The organism is Streptomyces sp. NPDC101166 (assembly GCF_044768125.1).
GTDB lineage: Bacteria > Actinomycetota > Actinomycetes > Streptomycetales > Streptomycetaceae > Streptomyces.
This window is the reverse complement of the sequence record NZ_JBIWPF010000004.1, coordinates 316,351-332,108: the sequence shown is the minus strand read 5'-3', so window position 1 is coordinate 332,108 and position 15,758 is coordinate 316,351. Positions and strand designations below refer to the sequence as shown.

Annotated in this window: 14 protein-coding genes; 5 read left to right on the top strand and 9 right to left on the bottom strand. The window is 73.2% G+C overall.

What is annotated here, in order from left to right; translation table 11 throughout:
- Positions 1-43: 43 nt before the first annotated feature.
- The 5 genes from ACIRS4_RS10350 to ACIRS4_RS10330 all read left to right on the top strand — a co-directional run bounded on the left by ACIRS4_RS10350 (position 44) and on the right by ACIRS4_RS10330 (position 5,999).
- A complete protein-coding gene (locus ACIRS4_RS10350) occupies positions 44-2,284 on the top strand; it encodes a glycoside hydrolase family 9 protein (RefSeq protein WP_404192798.1) in 2,241 nt (746 codons plus the stop codon).
- A gap of 87 nt (positions 2,285-2,371) precedes the next feature.
- Positions 2,372-2,617, top strand: a complete 246-nt coding sequence (locus tag ACIRS4_RS10345) for a hypothetical protein (protein WP_404192795.1) — start codon at positions 2,372-2,374, stop codon at positions 2,615-2,617.
- 3 nt (positions 2,618-2,620) lie between these two features.
- Entirely contained in the window at positions 2,621-2,998 is a 378-nt protein-coding gene (locus tag ACIRS4_RS10340; protein ID WP_404192793.1) for a toxin Doc, read from the top strand.
- 537 nt (positions 2,999-3,535) lie between these two features.
- Positions 3,536-5,224 carry an RICIN domain-containing protein gene (locus ACIRS4_RS10335; protein WP_404192790.1) on the top strand — a complete coding sequence of 563 codons (1,689 nt, stop codon included), beginning with the start codon at positions 3,536-3,538 and terminating at the stop codon, positions 5,222-5,224.
- 340 nt (positions 5,225-5,564) lie between these two features.
- Positions 5,565-5,999, top strand: a complete 435-nt coding sequence (locus ACIRS4_RS10330; protein WP_404192788.1) for a protease inhibitor — start codon at positions 5,565-5,567, stop codon at positions 5,997-5,999.
- Positions 6,000-6,240: 241 nt separating this feature from the next.
- Here ACIRS4_RS10330 and ACIRS4_RS10325 read toward each other — a convergent pair whose 3' ends face one another.
- From ACIRS4_RS10325 to ACIRS4_RS10285, 9 genes are all read right to left on the bottom strand, one after another.
- Positions 6,241-6,438 (bottom strand): CDGSH iron-sulfur domain-containing protein, encoded by a 198-nt coding sequence (locus ACIRS4_RS10325; RefSeq protein WP_404192785.1) that lies wholly within the window; start codon positions 6,436-6,438, stop codon positions 6,241-6,243.
- Positions 6,419-7,081 (bottom strand): HemK2/MTQ2 family protein methyltransferase, encoded by a 663-nt coding sequence (locus ACIRS4_RS10320; protein WP_404192782.1) that lies wholly within the window; start codon positions 7,079-7,081, stop codon positions 6,419-6,421. Before ACIRS4_RS10320 ends, ACIRS4_RS10325 begins: the two co-directional genes overlap by 20 nt.
- A gap of 12 nt (positions 7,082-7,093) precedes the next feature.
- Positions 7,094-8,107, bottom strand: coding sequence for an iron-containing redox enzyme family protein (locus ACIRS4_RS10315; RefSeq protein ID WP_404192779.1), 1,014 nt, complete (start codon positions 8,105-8,107; stop codon positions 7,094-7,096).
- Positions 8,108-8,209: 102 nt separating this feature from the next.
- Positions 8,210-8,386, bottom strand: a complete 177-nt coding sequence (locus ACIRS4_RS10310) for a hypothetical protein (protein ID WP_404192776.1) — start codon at positions 8,384-8,386, stop codon at positions 8,210-8,212.
- A 12-nt stretch (positions 8,387-8,398) separates the two neighbouring features.
- Positions 8,399-9,406, bottom strand: a complete 1,008-nt coding sequence (locus ACIRS4_RS10305) for a Ppx/GppA family phosphatase (protein WP_404192774.1) — start codon at positions 9,404-9,406, stop codon at positions 8,399-8,401.
- 64 nt (positions 9,407-9,470) lie between these two features.
- Positions 9,471-12,314 (bottom strand): NHLP bacteriocin export ABC transporter permease/ATPase subunit, encoded by a 2,844-nt coding sequence (locus ACIRS4_RS10300; RefSeq protein WP_404192772.1) that lies wholly within the window; start codon positions 12,312-12,314, stop codon positions 9,471-9,473.
- A 1-nt stretch (position 12,315) separates the two neighbouring features.
- The gene (locus ACIRS4_RS10295) at positions 12,316-14,538 is read right to left on the bottom strand and encodes an NHLP family bacteriocin export ABC transporter peptidase/permease/ATPase subunit (RefSeq protein ID WP_404192769.1); all 2,223 of its coding nucleotides are present in this window, start codon (positions 14,536-14,538) and stop codon (positions 12,316-12,318) included.
- Positions 14,535-15,341, bottom strand: coding sequence for an HlyD family efflux transporter periplasmic adaptor subunit (locus ACIRS4_RS10290; protein WP_404192766.1), 807 nt, complete (start codon positions 15,339-15,341; stop codon positions 14,535-14,537). Before ACIRS4_RS10290 ends, ACIRS4_RS10295 begins: the two co-directional genes overlap by 4 nt.
- A gap of 84 nt (positions 15,342-15,425) precedes the next feature.
- Positions 15,426-15,641, bottom strand: a complete 216-nt coding sequence (locus ACIRS4_RS10285; protein ID WP_404192763.1) for a type A2 lantipeptide — start codon at positions 15,639-15,641, stop codon at positions 15,426-15,428.
- Between the last annotated feature and the right edge of the window lie 117 nt (positions 15,642-15,758).

The window sequence follows — 15,758 nt, the reverse complement described above, 5'->3', positions numbered from 1 at the left end:
TTGCGGAGGACGCGCTCCCCCGAGGAGCCCAGGAGATCCGGACGTGAAACGACGCAGAACCACCCTGCTGTCCCTGGCGGCCCTGCTGGGCGCGGCGCTCACCGCGCTGCCCGTGCCGCAGGCCGGCGCCGAGGAGGTCGAGCAGGTCAGGAACGGCACCTTCGACAGCACCGCCGACGGATGGTGGAGCAGCAACGTCACCGCCGGGCCCACCGAGGGCCGGCTCTGCGCCGACGTGCCGGGCGGCACCGTCAACCGCTGGGACTCCGCCGTCGGCCAGAGCGACATCACCCTCGTGAAGGGGGAGACCTACCGGTTCTCCTTCAAGGCCTCCGGCGTGCCGGAGGGCCACGTCGTGCGCGCGATCGTCGGTCTGTCGGTGGATCCGTACGACACCTGGCAGGAGGCGAGCCCGGTCCTCGACGCCGCGGCCGGCTCGTACTCCTACACCTTCACCGCGCCCGTCGACTCCGACCGGGCCCAGGTCGCCTTCCAGGTCGGCGGCAGCGCCACCCCCTGGCGGTTCTGCGTGGACGACGTGTCCCTGCTGGGCGGGGTGCCGCCGGAGGTGTACGAGCCCGACACCGGGCCCCGGGTCCGCGTCAACCAGGTCGCCTACCTGCCCGCCGGGCCGAAGAACGCCACCCTCGTCACCGACGCGACCACGAAGCTGCCCTGGGCGCTCAAGAACGCCGCCGGGGCGACCGTCGCCCACGGCTGGACCGCGCCGCGCGGGGTCGACGCCTCCTCCGGGCAGAACGTCCACTCCGTCGACTTCGGCGCCTATCGGGGGCGCGGCGCGGGCTTCACCCTGGTCGCCGACGGCGAGACCAGCCGCCCGTTCGACATCGACGCCGCCGCCTACGAACGGCTCCGCCTGGACGCGGTCAAGTACTTCTACACCCAGCGCAGCGGCACCCCGATCCGCGACGACCTGCGCCCCGGCTACGGCCGCGCCGCCGGCCACGTCGGCGTCGCCCCCAACCAGGGCGACCGGGCCGTACCGTGCCAACCCGGGGTGTGCGACTACAGTCTGGACGTCAGCGGCGGCTGGTACGACGCCGGCGACCACGGCAAGTACGTCGTCAACGGCGGCATCAGCACCTGGGAACTGCTGAGCACCTACGAGCGTTCCCTGCACGCCCGCACCGGCCGCCCGGCGAAACTCGGCGACGGCACGCTCGCCCTGCCCGAGAGCGGCAACAGGGTCCCCGACGTCCTCGACGAGGCCCGCTGGGAGCTGGACTTCCTGCTGCGGATGCAGGTGCCCGACGGGCAGCCACTGGCCGGCATGGCCCATCACAAGATCCACGACGAGCAGTGGACCGGACTGCCGTTGCTGCCCGCCGCCGACCCGCAGAAGCGCGAACTGCACCCGCCGACCACCGCCGCCACCCTCAACCTGGCCGCCGCGGCCGCCCAGGCCGCCCGCCTGTACAAGCCCTACGACAAGGCCTTCGCCGCCCGCGCCCTCACCGCCGCCCGCAAGGCCTGGACCGCCGCCCTCGCCCACCCCGCCGTCCTGGCCGACCCCGGCGACGGCACCGGCGGCGGCGCCTACGGCGACCAGGACGTGAGCGACGAGTTCTACTGGGCCGCGGCCGAGCTCTATCTCACCACCGGGGAAAGCCAGTTCGCCGACCACGTCGTCAACTCCCCGCAGCACACCGCCGACGTCTTCCAGGCCGTCAGCTTCAGCTGGGGCGGCACCGCCGCCGCGGCCCGCCTCGACCTCGCGACCGTCCCGAGCAAACTCCCCGGCCGCGACAAAGTCCGCCGCTCCGTGACCGCCGGCGCCGACCGCTACCTCGCCACCCTGCGCGCCCACCCGTACGGCATGCCGTACGCGCCCGACGGCAACCTCTACGACTGGGGCTCCGCCCACCAGGTCCTCAACAACGCCGTGGTGATCGCCACCGCCTACGACATCACGGGCGCCTCGAAGTACCGCGACGGAGCCGTCCAGAGCATGGACTTCGTGCTCGGCCGCAACGCCCTGAACATCTCCTACGTCACCGGCTACGGCGAAGTCAACGCGCACCGGCAGCACAGTCGCTGGTACGCCCGCCAGCTCGACCCGACCCTGCCCGACCCGCCCGTCGGCACCCTCGCCGGCGGCCCCAACTCCAGCATCCAGGACCCGTTCGCGCAGTCCAAGCTCACCGGCTGCGTCGGGCAGTTCTGCTACATCGACGACATCCAGTCCTGGTCGACCAACGAGACCGCCATCAACTGGAACGCCGCCCTCGCCCGGATCGCGTCCTTCGTGGCCGACCAGACATGATCTGGGCAGCCCCTCGCGGTACCGCTTCGTCAACGCTCTGACCTGGGACTATTTACGGTCGAGTACCCGAAAGGTACCGTGAGGGGCATGCCAGCCCTCAATGTGGAGTTCAGCGATCGCGAGCTGGACGACCTGCGGCAGATCGCCAAGGAACGCGGCACGTCGATGAAGGCGCTCGTCCGGGAGGCGGCCGCCGCCGACATCGCCCGGCACCGGGCGCTCCAGGAAGGCGCGGAGGCCTTCCGGCGGTTCTTCGCCTCCCACGCCGAGGAGTTCGCGGCCGCCTTCCCGGACGACGAGGCGCCCGCCGCCGGCGCGGGGCGGGTCGCCTGAGCGATGGCGCCCGTCATCCACATCGACGTGCCGTGGCTGCTCCAGCGCCATGAAGAGGTCCTGCCGGACCAGCCGGCCGTCAACGACTTCTCCGCGCTGGTCGCCGCCGTCGCCCGGCACCGGGTGGACCCGCCCCGGCTCGGCGTGGACTCCGACCCCGCCTGGCGGGCGGCCGCGCTGCTGCACACCCTCGCGCTGCTCAGGCCCCTGCCGTCGGCCAACGCCCGCTTCGCCTGCGCCACGGCGGTGGCCTACATGTTCGTCAGCGGCGTCGGCATCGACCCGCCCTACGGCGCCCTCGTCGACCTCGCCCGCGACCTGATCGGCGGCAGGACCGACGTCTACGGCGCGGCCGACCGGCTCAGGTCCTGGCAGATCTAAGGGCTGTCTCGTAGGCGTCCTCGATCACCTGACCGGCTCAGGTCCTGCCAGATCTAAATGTCATCGATCACCGGCGTCGGCGGGACACTCCCTGGGAGAGCCCTCCGGGCCGCCGGCCGAGGGCGGGAGGAACACGGCCGGCGGCCGTTTCGCACGGGAGAGCCGCCTTCCCGTGCGGGGCCTCCGAGGAAGGGCCGCGCCCCCCAGTCCACTACGCGACGGCTCACGCCGGGAACGTGTGCGTCACGCGGGCGCGTGCGTGAGTTTCACACGGGGCGCCAAGTGCCCCCCGGTACTGCTGACATCGCGACGGAGACGGACCACGAGGCCCACAATCGGGCACAAATTCACGGTCGTCTTATCGACTTTCTTTCAACAGTGGCCGGGAAACCCCGGCAGCTTGTTGCGCACGACTCAGTTGTGCGAAGGTGAACCACTCGTGCGGGGGCCGGGGGCCGGGCGCCCCGCGTTCGCCGGCGGAGGCGAACGCGTGCTCCGCGCCGTGCCGGACAGGTACATACCGAAGGACGCCGCTCAGTGCTCAACCCGCAACCTCCTCGCCCTCCTTACCCCCCGCCCGGCACGGGCCCCGGAGAATCGGACGAGTCCCTGGCCGCCGGTACCCGCAGCGGCACGGACAGCGAGGTCGCCCAGTCCACCGCGTTGCTCATCGCGCGGCACTGGCAGCCGGTGCACGAGTACGCGGTCATCTGCCTCGCCACCTCGGCCGCCTCCGCGTCCATGGTCACCACGGCCGCCTTCCACCAGGTCTTCGACCGGCTCAAGCTGGGCGAGCCCGGCACCGGACTGCGCCCGCGCCTGCTGGTGACCGTCAGGGACACGATCCGGATCTGGGCCGCCGACGAGGGGCTGTCAGGGGTGCTGCCCGAACTGCGCAAGCCGGCGGGCGCGCGGGGGATGCGGACCGCCAAGTCGATGATCCCGGACAACCGGGTCCTCGCGGAACACTCCTTCCAGAGCCTGCCTCCCGTCGCCCGCTGCGTCCTGTGGCACATGGAGGTCGAGGCCGAGCCGATCACCGTCGCCGCGGGTCTGCTCGGCATGGACACCGACACCGTCGCCTCCGTCCACGAACAGGCCCGGGACAAACTCCGCGAGGGCTGTGTCCGCGCCCATCGGGAACTCGCCCCCAGCAAGGACTGCCGCTTCTACAACCGCCTTCTCGACGTCCCCATCGGCCGCGGCGGCGAACTCCTGCCGGACGTCCGCCAGCACCTCGACGCCTGCCGCTACTGCCGTGCCGCGGCCGAGCAGCTCGGCCACTTCGAGGGCGATCTGGGCGTGCTGCTCGCCGAGGCCGTGCTCGGCTGGGGCGGCCGCCGCTACGTCGACTCGCGGCCCGGCCGCGCCGGCCGGCAGAGCGTCCGTCTCCGGGGCTCCGCCCGTCACGGCGGCGGCCGGCCACGCGGCGGCCGGCGCGCGTCCGGCGAGGGGCGTGCACGCAAGGGCGGACGCGCCGGCGCGCTGCTCGAACGCATACCCACGCCCGGCCGGCGCGACTCCGGCGGCCCCAAGTCCCCCAAGGCCCTGATCACGGGCGTCGGCCTGGCCTCCGCCGGTCTGCTGACCACTCTGCTCGCCGCCGGGATGTGGCCGGACGACGGCGGCGCCGACCCCGCCGCCTCCACCAGCACCTCCGGCGGCGCCGCCTCTGGCGCCGGCTCCCAGACGGCTCCCGCCCCGGACGGCTCTGCCCCGGACACCGCGCGACTGCCCACCGTGCCCGGTGAGACCCGGCTGCGCAACGCCGCCGCCGACCTCTGCATGGACGTCCGGGGCGGCGAGGTCCGGCCGGGTGCGGCGGTCGAGCTGGACGACTGCGGCTCCGAGCCCTCGCAGCGGTGGTCGTACCAGGGTGACGGGCAGCTGCGCAGCGCCGCCGACCCCGCCCTGTGCGTCGACTCGCGCGCGGACGCCGGTGTGGTCATCCTCGGCGCCTGCGCGGAGGCCGACGACGGCCGTGCCGCCGACGTCCGCTACGACCTGTCCGCGCAGGGCGAGCTGCTGCCCCGCTGGGACGGCAACCTCGCGCTCGGCTCCGCGGACGAGGAGCCCGGCACCGACGTCGTCGTCAAGGTCCGCGACCGCTCCACGGGGCAGCGCTGGCTGACCGACGCCGTCACCGCCAGCCCCGGCTCCCTGAAGATCACCGGCACCGGCGCGCCCCAGGCCCAGCCGGTCGAACTGCCGGACCGCACGGCCTGAGGGGCGCTCCACGAGCGGTGCCATACCGGGATCGGGATCGGGTCCCCGGTGCGGTGCGGCGCCGTCCGGGGGCCCGGTCGGCCGGGATGCGGAATGTTTCCGGACTATTAACGAGCGTATGAAAACCGGTCACCGAGGCGGATCGAGGGATCACGAAGCGCTTGCTTCCGGGCTTGAAACGGTCAAAGGCTGTAACTTCACGCCACTGCTTGAACACCAAAGGTTACTGAAACCTGTGGGGTCGATGTGAGATTCGGCTGCGTTCTCGGCAGACTCGCGCTCGCCGCGTCCGGCACCACCGACGCCGGCCGGCACCGAATCGAGCGGAAGGATGCACACAATGCGGAACACCGCGCGCTGGGCAGCGACCATCGGCCTCACGGCCACCGCCCTCTGCGGACCCCTCACCGGGTCCGCGCTCGCCGCCCAGGCCGCCCCGGACTCGCTGTACGCCCCGTCGGCCCTGGTGCTGACCCTCGGGCACGGCGAGAGCGCCGCCGCCGTCAGCCCGGCCCGTGCCGTCACCCTGACCTGCGCGCCCGGCTCCTCCGGAAGCCATCCGGCCCCCGCCCTGGCCTGTGCCGAACTGCGCGCCGCCGGCGGTGACTTCGAGGCGCTGGCGAGCGGCACGAGCGATGTGATGTGCACGCGGCAGTACGACCCCGTCGTCGTCACCGTCGACGGCGTGTGGCAGGGCAAGCGCGTCTCCTACGAGCGCACCTTCGCGAACGAGTGCATGAAGAACTCCTCCGGGAGCCGCCTCTTCGCCTTCTGAGACCGGGATCGCGTGGCTCCTGTGGACGCCGCGAGAGGCTCGTGACGTGGGGAGTGCGAGCCACTGGACACGGGACACCGCGATCTCGCCCCCAGGGGGCGGACCGGGCGGAGTGGGGCCGCCCGCCGTCCCCTGGGGATCACCCAGGGTCCTTCGACCCGCCTCGGGGCCCGTCCGGCGCGATCCGCCGGACGGGCCCCGTCCGCTGTCCGGTCGTATACGATCGCGACCCCCGGGGCGACTACGCGCGGTCGCGGTGGCTGGTGTCGCACCACGGGTAGCGGCGACTGCGGCGGCAGGTGCACAGAGCCACCCGGAAGCGGTCGGACGCGACGACGGAGCCGTCCTCCAGCTCCACCTCCACGGGACCCTCCACCAGCAGGGGGCCCTTGCGCTGCATGCTGATCCGGCGGGGCCGGTCAGTGGGGGAGTTCGGCACGGACCACCACCAGTTCCTCGTCGTCCTCGTCGGCGGAGAGCAGCCCCCGGCGCCGCAGCCAGTCCGCGCGTGAGCGCAGGACCGGGCCGAACGGGATACGGCGGCGGCGCGTGACGGAGGCCTTGAGCCCGGTCGCGCGCAGATGCGCCAGGGTGAGGTCGGGATCGCTGAGCGCCGACTGCACCATGAGCAGCACCCCGCCGGGCCGCAGCAGGGCGGGTGCCTCCCGGCAGATCCGGTCCAGGACCATCCGGCCGTCCCCGCCGGCGTCCCAGGCCCGCGCGGACCCGCGCGGCCGCGCGGCGCCGGCCGGGGCCGGGACGTACGGCGGATTGGTCAGGATGAGGTCGAAGGACTCCCCGTGCACGGGCTCGAAGAGGTTTCCGCGCCGTACCCGCAGCGGCAGGCCGGCCCGCCGGGCGTTCCAGCGCGCGGCGCACACCGCCCGCCGGGACACGTCGACGGCGGTGACCCGGCCTCCCCGTCGCGCGGCCTCCAGGGCGAGCGCGCCGGAGCCCGTCCCCACGTCGAGGACGTGCGCGGCCGGGGCCAGCGTTTCTTCGGACAACGCGCCTGCCAGCAGGTCGGTGTCCTCCTGAGGGGCGTACACGCCCGGCGGTACCAGCGGATTCACGGCGACCAAGTACCCCGACCTTCAGGAAATATGGGCCAAACCGGAACCGAGGGGAGTGCGCAGGGAGGAGCGCCCCGCACGCCAGCAGCCGAGCAGGCGGTCGGCGAGGCGGTCCTCCAGCAGGCCGGTGACGCCGACGCCGAAGGCGATGTCGGGGGCCAGGTGCGGTTCCTCCTCCAGCAGCCCGCCGATCACGTCGTGCCGTACGACCTGCTCGTGGACGGCGTCGGCCTCCACGTGCTCGTCGTAGAAGTACGCGGCGGCCGGCCCGGCGTCCGCGCGGCGCATCGCCTCGGCGAGGCGGCGGGAGCCGGGGGAGGAGGTGATCTCGACCGTGGCGAAGTGACCGACCAGCGCGCCGCGCAGGGAGCGGTGCAGGCCGAGCAGGGACATCAGGTTGACGGTGGCCAGCGTCTCGGCGCAGGCCGCGTCCAGGTAGCGGCCGTAGGCGGTGTCCAGACCGAGGTCGGTCATCAGGTCCGCGAACAGGCGCGCGTGGACGCGGTCGGGGCGGCCGCCGCCGTACTCGTCGAACTCCACCGCCGCCATCGCCGCCTTCGCCCGGCCCCACAGGCGGGGCAGCACCCAGGCATGCGGGTCGGCCTCCTTGAGGTGGTAGAGCGACCGCTGCGCCGCGTACTCCCGCAGATGCCACAACTCGCCCTCGTCGCGGAGGAAGTGAGAGACGCCCGCGCCGTCGACCGGTTCCACGAGCAGCTCCGCGAGCGCGTCCTCGACGGTGTCGTGCACGGGGGTGTCCTCGCGCAGGGCGGAGAGGAAGCGGTCTTCCAGCGCGGCCCGGAGCTCCAGGAGGGCGGGGTCCCATTCGCGGTCGGCGCCGACGCCGGCGAAGCCGCGGTAGTGCAGCTCGTAGCAGAGATAGAGGGCCAGCTGGAGGTCGTCGCCGTAAGGGGGTGCGGCGAGGGCGGCCTCCGGGGCGGGCCGGGGGCCCGTGCCCAGGAGGTACTCCCGTACGGCCGAGGAGAGGGGACCTCTCGCGGCCGGGAGGCGGGGGCCTTCGGTGACGTGTGACATGGCGGCCGGGTACCCAGTGTGAGCCTGGGGCACCCCCGCAGACGCTGCCGGCCCCGCGCCCCCCGGGACGCAGCAGGCGTCCCGGGGGGCGCGGGAGACGCGTCAGTCGCCCTCGGACCGGTTCTGGGCGTCGGGGTTCGGGGTGATGGCCTCTGCGGCTTCGCCTCGGTGGTGGCGGGCCTCGGGGGAGTCGTCGGAGCGCAGTTCCGCCTCCTCGATCTCCCGCATCACCTCTTCGAGCGCGGTCTCGTTCTCCGGGCGCTGGCTGTCGTCCGACATGGGTGGCTCCCTTCAGTTCTTCGCGGCGGCGATCCGCAGTGGCACCGGGTCGGGGGGCGCGGCCTCCTCGGAGTGCCGGGTGACCTCCGCCCACCAGGACGCGCCGTCCTCGATGTGCCGCAGCAGCACGCCCTCGCGGATCGCCCACGGGCAGACGGTGACCGTCTTCAGCCCGACCAGTTTCATGGCCGTATGCCCCACGACCGCCCCGGCAAGGCTCTGAGCCGCGCGCGGCGCGGAGATCCCGGGCAACCGGGCCCGCTCGGCGGCGGGCAGCGCCGCGAGCCGGGTGACCGCCTCGCCGAGGTCCCGGGAGCGAAGGACACGCGGCACGAACGGCCCGTGCCGTCCGGGCGGCGCCCCGCACAACCGGCCGAGCTGCTGGAACGTACGGGAGGTGGCCACCGCCGTGCGCGGTCCCTCCCAGCGGATCCGGGCGGCCACGTCCCGCAGCTGGTGACGGACCTTGCGCCGCAGCGCCCGCACCTGCTCCGGCGACGGCGGGTCCTCCTCAGCGAAATGCTCGTGGGTGAGCCGGCCCGCCCCGAGGGGCAGCGAGGCCACGAAGTCCGGCAGCCGGCCCCGCCCGAACGCCACCTCGAACGAACCGCCCCCGATGTCCATGAGCGCGAGCGGCCCCGACCGCCAGCCCATCCAGCGGCGGGCCCCGAGGAACGTCAGCTCGGCCTCCACCTCACCGGGCAGCGTGCACAGCGGGACGCCGGTCCGGGTACGGACCGTGCGCAGCACCTCCCGCCGGTTGGGGGCGTTGCGCACCATGGCCGTCGCGAAGGCCAACGGACTCGCCGCGCCCCACCGGGTCGCGGCGCGGCTCGCGGCGGCGACCGACGCGACGAGCCGCTCCACGCACTCCTGCGGGATGGGCTCGCCGGGCTTGACGCTCTCGGACAGCCGCAGCCGCCACTTCGCCGTGTGCACCGGCAGCGGGACCCCGTCCTGCGCATCCGCGACCACCAGCCGCACCGTGTTGGACCCCACGTCCAGGACGCTCATTCTCATGACCGGACGAGTACCCAGGCCCACACCGCCATGCCCGTGCCGGGCGTCGGCCGCCCCGCGGGCATCACGTCATCTGACGCCGCACCAGCTCGTGCAGCCGCCCTCCCGGGTCGGCGAGCAGCCGCGCCGGCGGCCCCTGCTCGGCGACCTTGCCGTTCTCCATGACGATCACCCGGTCGGCGTCCATCACCGTCGACAGCCGGTGGGCGATGACGACGCGGGTCGCGTTGAGCTTGCGGGTGCTCTCGATGACCGTGCGCTGCGTCTCGTTGTCGAGGGCGCTGGTCGCCTCGTCGAAGAAGAGGATGCGCGGCCGGCGGATCAGCGCCTGCGCGATCATCAACCGCTGCCGCTGGCCGCCGGACACCGACCCGCTGCCCGCGACGATGGTGTGCAGCCCCATCGGCATCCGCTTGATGTCCTCGGCCAGCCCCGCCAGTTCGGCCGCCGCCATCGCCTCCTCCGGCGTGTACGCGCCGGTGCCGCAGATGACGTCGAGGATCGAGCCGGTGAACGGCTGCGCGTGCTGGAGGACGACCCCGCACTGCCGCCGCACCGCCGACTGGTCGAGCGCCGCCAGGTCCTGACCGTCGTACAGCACACTGCCCGACACCGGACGGTCGAACCCGATGAGCAGCCTCAGCAGCGTGGACTTGCCGCAGCCGCTCGGTCCGACGACCGCCACGAACTCGCCCGCGCCCACCTCGAAGGAGACGTCGTCCAGGACGAGCGGACCGTCGTCGGAGTAGCGGAACGACAGCCGCCGGGCCTCGACCGCTCCGGACAGCGGGCCCGGCCGGGTGCTCGCCGCCCGCACCTCGGGCGAGGCCGCCAGCACCGGCCGGATCTCCTCGAACAGCGGCAGCGCCGCCACCGCCGACACGAACGCGCCCGTCAGCGAGGTCACCGAGGTCAGCAGCATCGTCATCGACGTGTTGAAGGTGAGGAAGTCCGCCGCCGACAGCGCACCGCGCGCCGGACCCGCCAGCAGCATGAACATCAACAGCGAGCACAGCGGCAGGTACACCGCGCCCAGCACGGTGTTGAGGTTCTTGATCCTGCCCAGCCGCTGCTGCATCTCACGGCTGCGGGCGAACTGCTCCGCCCAGGCCGCGTACGCGTAGTTCTCGGCGGCCGCCACCCGCAGCTTCGGCAGCCCGCGCAGGGTCTGGAACGCCTGGTTGTTCAGCTTGTTGGAGAGCGTCACCAGCCGCCGCTGCCAGCGCACCTGCCACAGCCCGAGTCCGAGGAAGACGCCGGCGATCACGACCAGCATGCCGATCGCCGCCATCGCCATCGGGACGCTGTACCAGAGCAGCAGTCCCAGGTTCATCGCGCCGATCGTCGACGCCTGCGCCACCGACGGGCCGAGCCCCGCCAGCAGCCGGCGGATGCCGCTGATGCCCATGGCCGCGCTCGCCAGTTCACCCGTCGAGCGTTCGGCGAAGAACTTGGTGGGCAGCCGCAGCAGCCGGTCCCACACCGCCGGCTGCAGCGTCGCCTCGACGCGGCCCTCCAGCCGCAGGATGGTGAGGTTCTGCAGCAGCATGAAGGACGCGGCCACCAGACTGCTGACCATCACCGCCAGACAGACCTGGACGATCGGATCCGCCTGCGCCCTGGGCACGTACTCGCCGAGCACCTTGCCGGTGGCGATCGGCACCAGGGCCCCGATCGCCACCGTGACCAGCCCGCTCAGCAGCAGGTGCGTCAGATCCCGGCCGGTGCCGCGCATGCTGAACCGCAGCAGCCCGAGCGGACCCAGCCGCTTCTCCGGCAGCGGCCGGTAGAACATCACGGCCCGCGGCTCGAACTCCTCCGCGTTCGCCTTCTCGACGGGCGTCTCCCGCCCGGTCGCGGGATGGACCGCCACATAGCCGCCGCGCCGCCACAGCAACGCGACCGGCGCGCCGGACAGCGCCCGGTGACCGACCAGCGGCCCGACGTCGTCCCGCCACCAGCGGCCGTCGAGGCGCACCGCGCGGACGCGCACCCGGGAGGCGAGGGCGACCTGCTCGACCGGGTCGAGACGCTCGTCGTCGTCGCCCGCGGGGGCGGGCTCGACGAGGCTGATCCCCGCGGCCCGCGCGACCAGCCGGCACGCCGCGAACGTGGCGTCCGCGTCGGCGGCCGTGGCGCGCCGGGGCCCCTTCCCGTCCTGCCTGTCGTTCCTGCCGTTCTTGCCGATCGAGGCCAGCAACGTCCGGTCGGCCCGCGCGCGCACCGCCTCACCGGCCTCGATGCCGGCGGCCGTGCGGGTCTCGTGGGTGCGTTCCAGCTGCTCGATCCAACGGTCCAGCGTGGTCAGCAGCCGGTACTGCTGGTCCACCATGGACTGCCACACCGCCGGGTCCATCAGCAGATCGGCGGCGGCCTCCGCGCCGTACAGCGAGCCGTACTGCACGCTGCCGGGCGGGACCTGCATCCAGAACACGTCGTCGTCGGTGACCTCCGAGGGCCCTTCCGAGGCCATCGGCGCCTGGAAGAGGACGGAGAGCCCCCGGCCCACGCCCAGGGCGAGGGCGTACTCCAGCGGGCTCGACGTCGGCGGCACGTACTGCGGGTTGCCGTACTCGTCGTAGGACCAGGTCTGGGTGCTCGCGGGCTGGTACAGCTCGCGCAGGTCGATACGGCGCACCACGCAGTCGCGCAACGGCCGCGCCACCAGCGTGTGATGGGGGCCGGCGACCGGGCCGAGCAGCAGCGCGCCCGCCTCCAGCCGGCCCAGGTGGTGCCAGTGGCCCTGCTGCCCGGCGTCCACCGCGAACAGGTCCAGCGCGCCCGCCGCGACCAGCCACAGCACCTGCGGCCCTTCGAGGTCGAGCCGCCCGGCCCCCGCGCAGTCGACCGGCGCGCCCATCGTGCCGAGCGCGGCGAGGACGACGTCCCCTTCGTGCGTGACCGTCATCTCACCGCTCCCTGACCAGCGCCGCGTACGCCCCGCCCCGTGCGAGGAGCTCCTCGTGCCGCCCGCGCTCGACGACCGTGCCGTGCTCAAGGACCACGATCTCGTCGCTGTCGCGGACCGTGCTGAGCCGGTGCGCGATCACCACGCACGCGCAGCCGCGCCGGCGCAGGTTGTCCATCACCGTCAGCTCGGTCTCCGCGTCCAGCGCGCTCGTCACCTCGTCCAGGACGAGGATGCTCGGCCGGCGCACCAGGGCCCGGGCGATCTCCAGGCGCTGGCGCTGACCGCCGGAGAAGTTGCGGCCGTCCTGCTCCACCGTGCTGCGGATGCCGCCGGGCCGCCGCATGACGACGTCGTAGAGCGCCGCGTCCCGCAGCGCGTCCACCACGGCCTCGTCCGGGATCGACGGGTCCCACAGCGCCACGTTGTCGCGGACGGTGCCCTCGAACAGGAACACCTCCTGGTCGACGAAGGACACGGACGCCGCCAGCGCACCGCGCGGGATGTCCTCCAGCCGCCTGCCGTCGATGCGGATCACGCCCTCCCAGGGCGTGTACAGGCCGGAGATCAGCCGGGACACCGTCGACTTGCCGCTGCCCGAGCCGCCGACCAGCGCCACCTGCCGCCCCGGCCCGACGCTCAGGTCGAACCCGGTCAGCAGCGGCTTGTCCAGCGGGCTGTAGCCGAAGGCGATGTTCTCCAGCTCGACGTGCCCGTGCAGCCGGCGCGTGGAGTCCGCGCCGCCGGGCCGGTCGTACAGCGGGTCGGCGCGGAAGCTCTCCACGTCCTTCAGCCGCGCCACGTCCGCCGCGAAGTCCTGGATGCGGCCCGCGACGCCGTTGAGCCGGGTCAGCGGGGCGGTGAACCGGGTGACCAGCGCCTGGAAGGCGACCAGCAGACCCACCGAGATATGGCCCTCGATCGCCCGCATCCCCCCGATCCACAGGATCAGGGCGCTGTTCAGCGTGGCGAGCGTCGGCGCGACCACCCCGAGCCAGGCGCTCGGCACACCGAGCCGCTGCTGCTCCTCCAGCGTCGTGGCGTGCTGCCCGGCCCACTTGCGGAAGTAGCCGTCCTCCCCGCCGGTCGCCTTCATCGTCTCGATCAGCTGCAGCCCGGAGTACGCCGTGTTCGTCAGCCGCGCGTTGTCCGCGCGCAGCTTCGCCGTACGGGTCGCGCGCAGCCGGATCACGATCCGCATGGCGACGATGTTCAGCAGGGCCACGCCCACGCCGACGAACGTCAGCTGCGGGTCGTAGGTGTAGAGCAGGACGGCGTAGAGGACGACGACCACCGCGTCCACGCCCGCCGAGGCGAGGTCGCGGGCCAGGGTCTCGGCCACCGCGTCGTTGGACTGCAGGCGCTGCACCAGGTCGGCGGGGCTGCGCTGGGAGAAGAAGGTCACCGGCAGCCGGAGCAGATGGCGCAGGAACCGCGCGCTGGACAGCGTCGAGGAGATGATCCGCCCGTGGTGCAGGTTGGCCTGCTGCAACCAGGTCAGGGCGAGGGTGAGCAGCACGCACGCGCCCATGGACGCGAACAGCACGTCCAGCAGCGAGGTCTGGCCGCCGATCAGGAACATGTCGATGTAGGTGCGGCTGAGCGCCGGCACCGCCGCACCCACCAGGACCAGCAGCAGACTGGCCAGGACGGCGGCCGGCAGGGTGCCCGCGGTGCCGCGCAGCCGGGCCGGCATCGCTCCGAGCACGCCCGGCCTGCGCCCGCCCCGCTCGAAGTCCTCGCCCGGCTCCAGCACCAGCACCACACCGGTGAAGCTGCCGTCGAAGTCCTCCATCGGCACGAACCGGCGGCCCTTGCCGGGGTCGTTGACGAACACGCCCCGGCGGCCGAAGCGGCGGCCCATGCCGTCGTAGACGACGTAGTGGTTGAACTCCCAGAAGAGGATGGCCGGAGCCTTCACCTCGGCGAGGGCGGCCAGGTCCATCTGCATGCCCTTGGCCGTCAGCCCGTAACTGCGGGCCGCCTTGAGCAGGTTGCTGGCGCGGGAGCCGTCGCGCGACACCCCGCAGGCGATGCGCAGCTCCTCCAGCGGGACGTGCCGGCCGTAGTGGCCGAGGACCATGGCGAGGGAGGCGGCGCCGCACTCCACGGCCTCCATCTGAAGGACGGTGGGCGTGCGGACGCTCCCCCGGCGGCCTTTCGGGACGGTGCGGCGGGGCGGAGCCGCGCGCCGTCTGCCCCGGGTCTCCTGCGTGGTGGTCACGGAAGCAGCCAATCGACGGGACGCTGGTCGGCCAGCCGGATCGAGCCCGTGGCCATGGTCATGGAGGCGAGCGGGTACGGCGGCCCGTTCGCGGAGGACCAGCGGTAGCCGCTCTTCGTCGAGGGGGAGGTATCGAGGCGGACCAGGACGGCCACCGGGCGGCCGTCCTCGGTGAACTGCTCGCCGAGCTGGCTGTCCCCGAGGTAGGCGCCGATCTGCTGTGCCGACTGGGCCGTGCGGTCGACCGCCTTCACATGGCCGCGCAGCACGCCGTACTGCTGGGCGGGCACGGTCTGCACGGTCAGGTCCACGGCCGCGTCCTCGGGGATGGAGGCGGCGTTCTCGGCGGGCACGTACACCGTGGCGTACAGCGGGTCGTCGGCGTGGGCGACCTTCTCGACGGCGGCGACGTTCGCGCCGGTGGAGATGATCTGTCCGAGGGTGGCGGCGAGCGCGGTGACGCGGCCCGCGGCGACCGTGCGGACCACGGTCTCGCCCTGGGGCGTGCGCACCTTGAGGACAGGGGAGTTCGCCGGCAGCCGCTGACCCTCGCGCGCGAGGACCGCGGTGACCTGGCCGGCGGCGGGGCTCTGCAGGACGTAGCTGCCCTCGCCGTGGGTGAGGACGGCCGGGGCGCTCACAGTGGAGGCGACCGAGCCGGTCACCGCCCATACGGAAGCGGCGACGAGGGCGATCAGGGTCGCCGACAGCACCAGCCAGCCCTGGGGGCGCGCGAACCGCACCGGCAGGTCGAGTTCCTCCGGCGACTGGAGCTTGGCTAGGGCCTGTTGGCGGAACTGCACGGGCTTCTCTCGGGGGGTCCGGTACGGCGACGAGTCCCGGAGCCGAGGGACGGCTCCGGGACTCAGAAGTCACAGGTGGTGCGATCAGAGACCGGCGACCACGTTGGTGACCGGGGCGGTGCTCAGGCCGGTGACACCCTCGACGGTGCCGACGGCCGTGTCGACCACGCCGGAGACCGGGGCGATGCCGTCCACCAGGCCGGTGACGGTGCCCAGGGCGTTCACGGACAGGCCGCCGGAGACGTTGTCGAGGTCGGCGTCGGCGATCTCGACGGTCTCAACCTGGGGGGTGGAGTTCATGGGGGAACTTCCCTTCATATGGATAACTCGTAAGGGGGGAGCGGCCCCCTCTGGGGACAGATGACGGCCGCGACCGTGGACGCCGGGCCCCCGTCTCCGGGAGCCGCTGCGACCTTG

Coding starts and splice junctions, on each gene's coding strand:
- ACIRS4_RS10345 (WP_404192795.1), top strand. CDS start 2,372: ATGCCAGCCCTCAATGTGGAGTTCAGCGATCGCGAGCTGGACGACCTG.
- ACIRS4_RS10340 (WP_404192793.1), top strand. CDS start 2,621: ATGGCGCCCGTCATCCACATCGACGTGCCGTGGCTGCTCCAGCGCCAT.
- ACIRS4_RS10330 (WP_404192788.1), top strand. CDS start 5,565: ATGCGGAACACCGCGCGCTGGGCAGCGACCATCGGCCTCACGGCCACC.
- ACIRS4_RS10315 (WP_404192779.1), bottom strand. CDS start 8,107: ATGTCACACGTCACCGAAGGCCCCCGCCTCCCGGCCGCGAGAGGTCCC.
- ACIRS4_RS10310 (WP_404192776.1), bottom strand. CDS start 8,386: ATGTCGGACGACAGCCAGCGCCCGGAGAACGAGACCGCGCTCGAAGAG.
- ACIRS4_RS10305 (WP_404192774.1), bottom strand. CDS start 9,406: ATGAGAATGAGCGTCCTGGACGTGGGGTCCAACACGGTGCGGCTGGTG.
- ACIRS4_RS10300 (WP_404192772.1), bottom strand. CDS start 12,314: ATGACGGTCACGCACGAAGGGGACGTCGTCCTCGCCGCGCTCGGCACG.
- ACIRS4_RS10285 (WP_404192763.1), bottom strand. CDS start 15,641: ATGAACTCCACCCCCCAGGTTGAGACCGTCGAGATCGCCGACGCCGAC.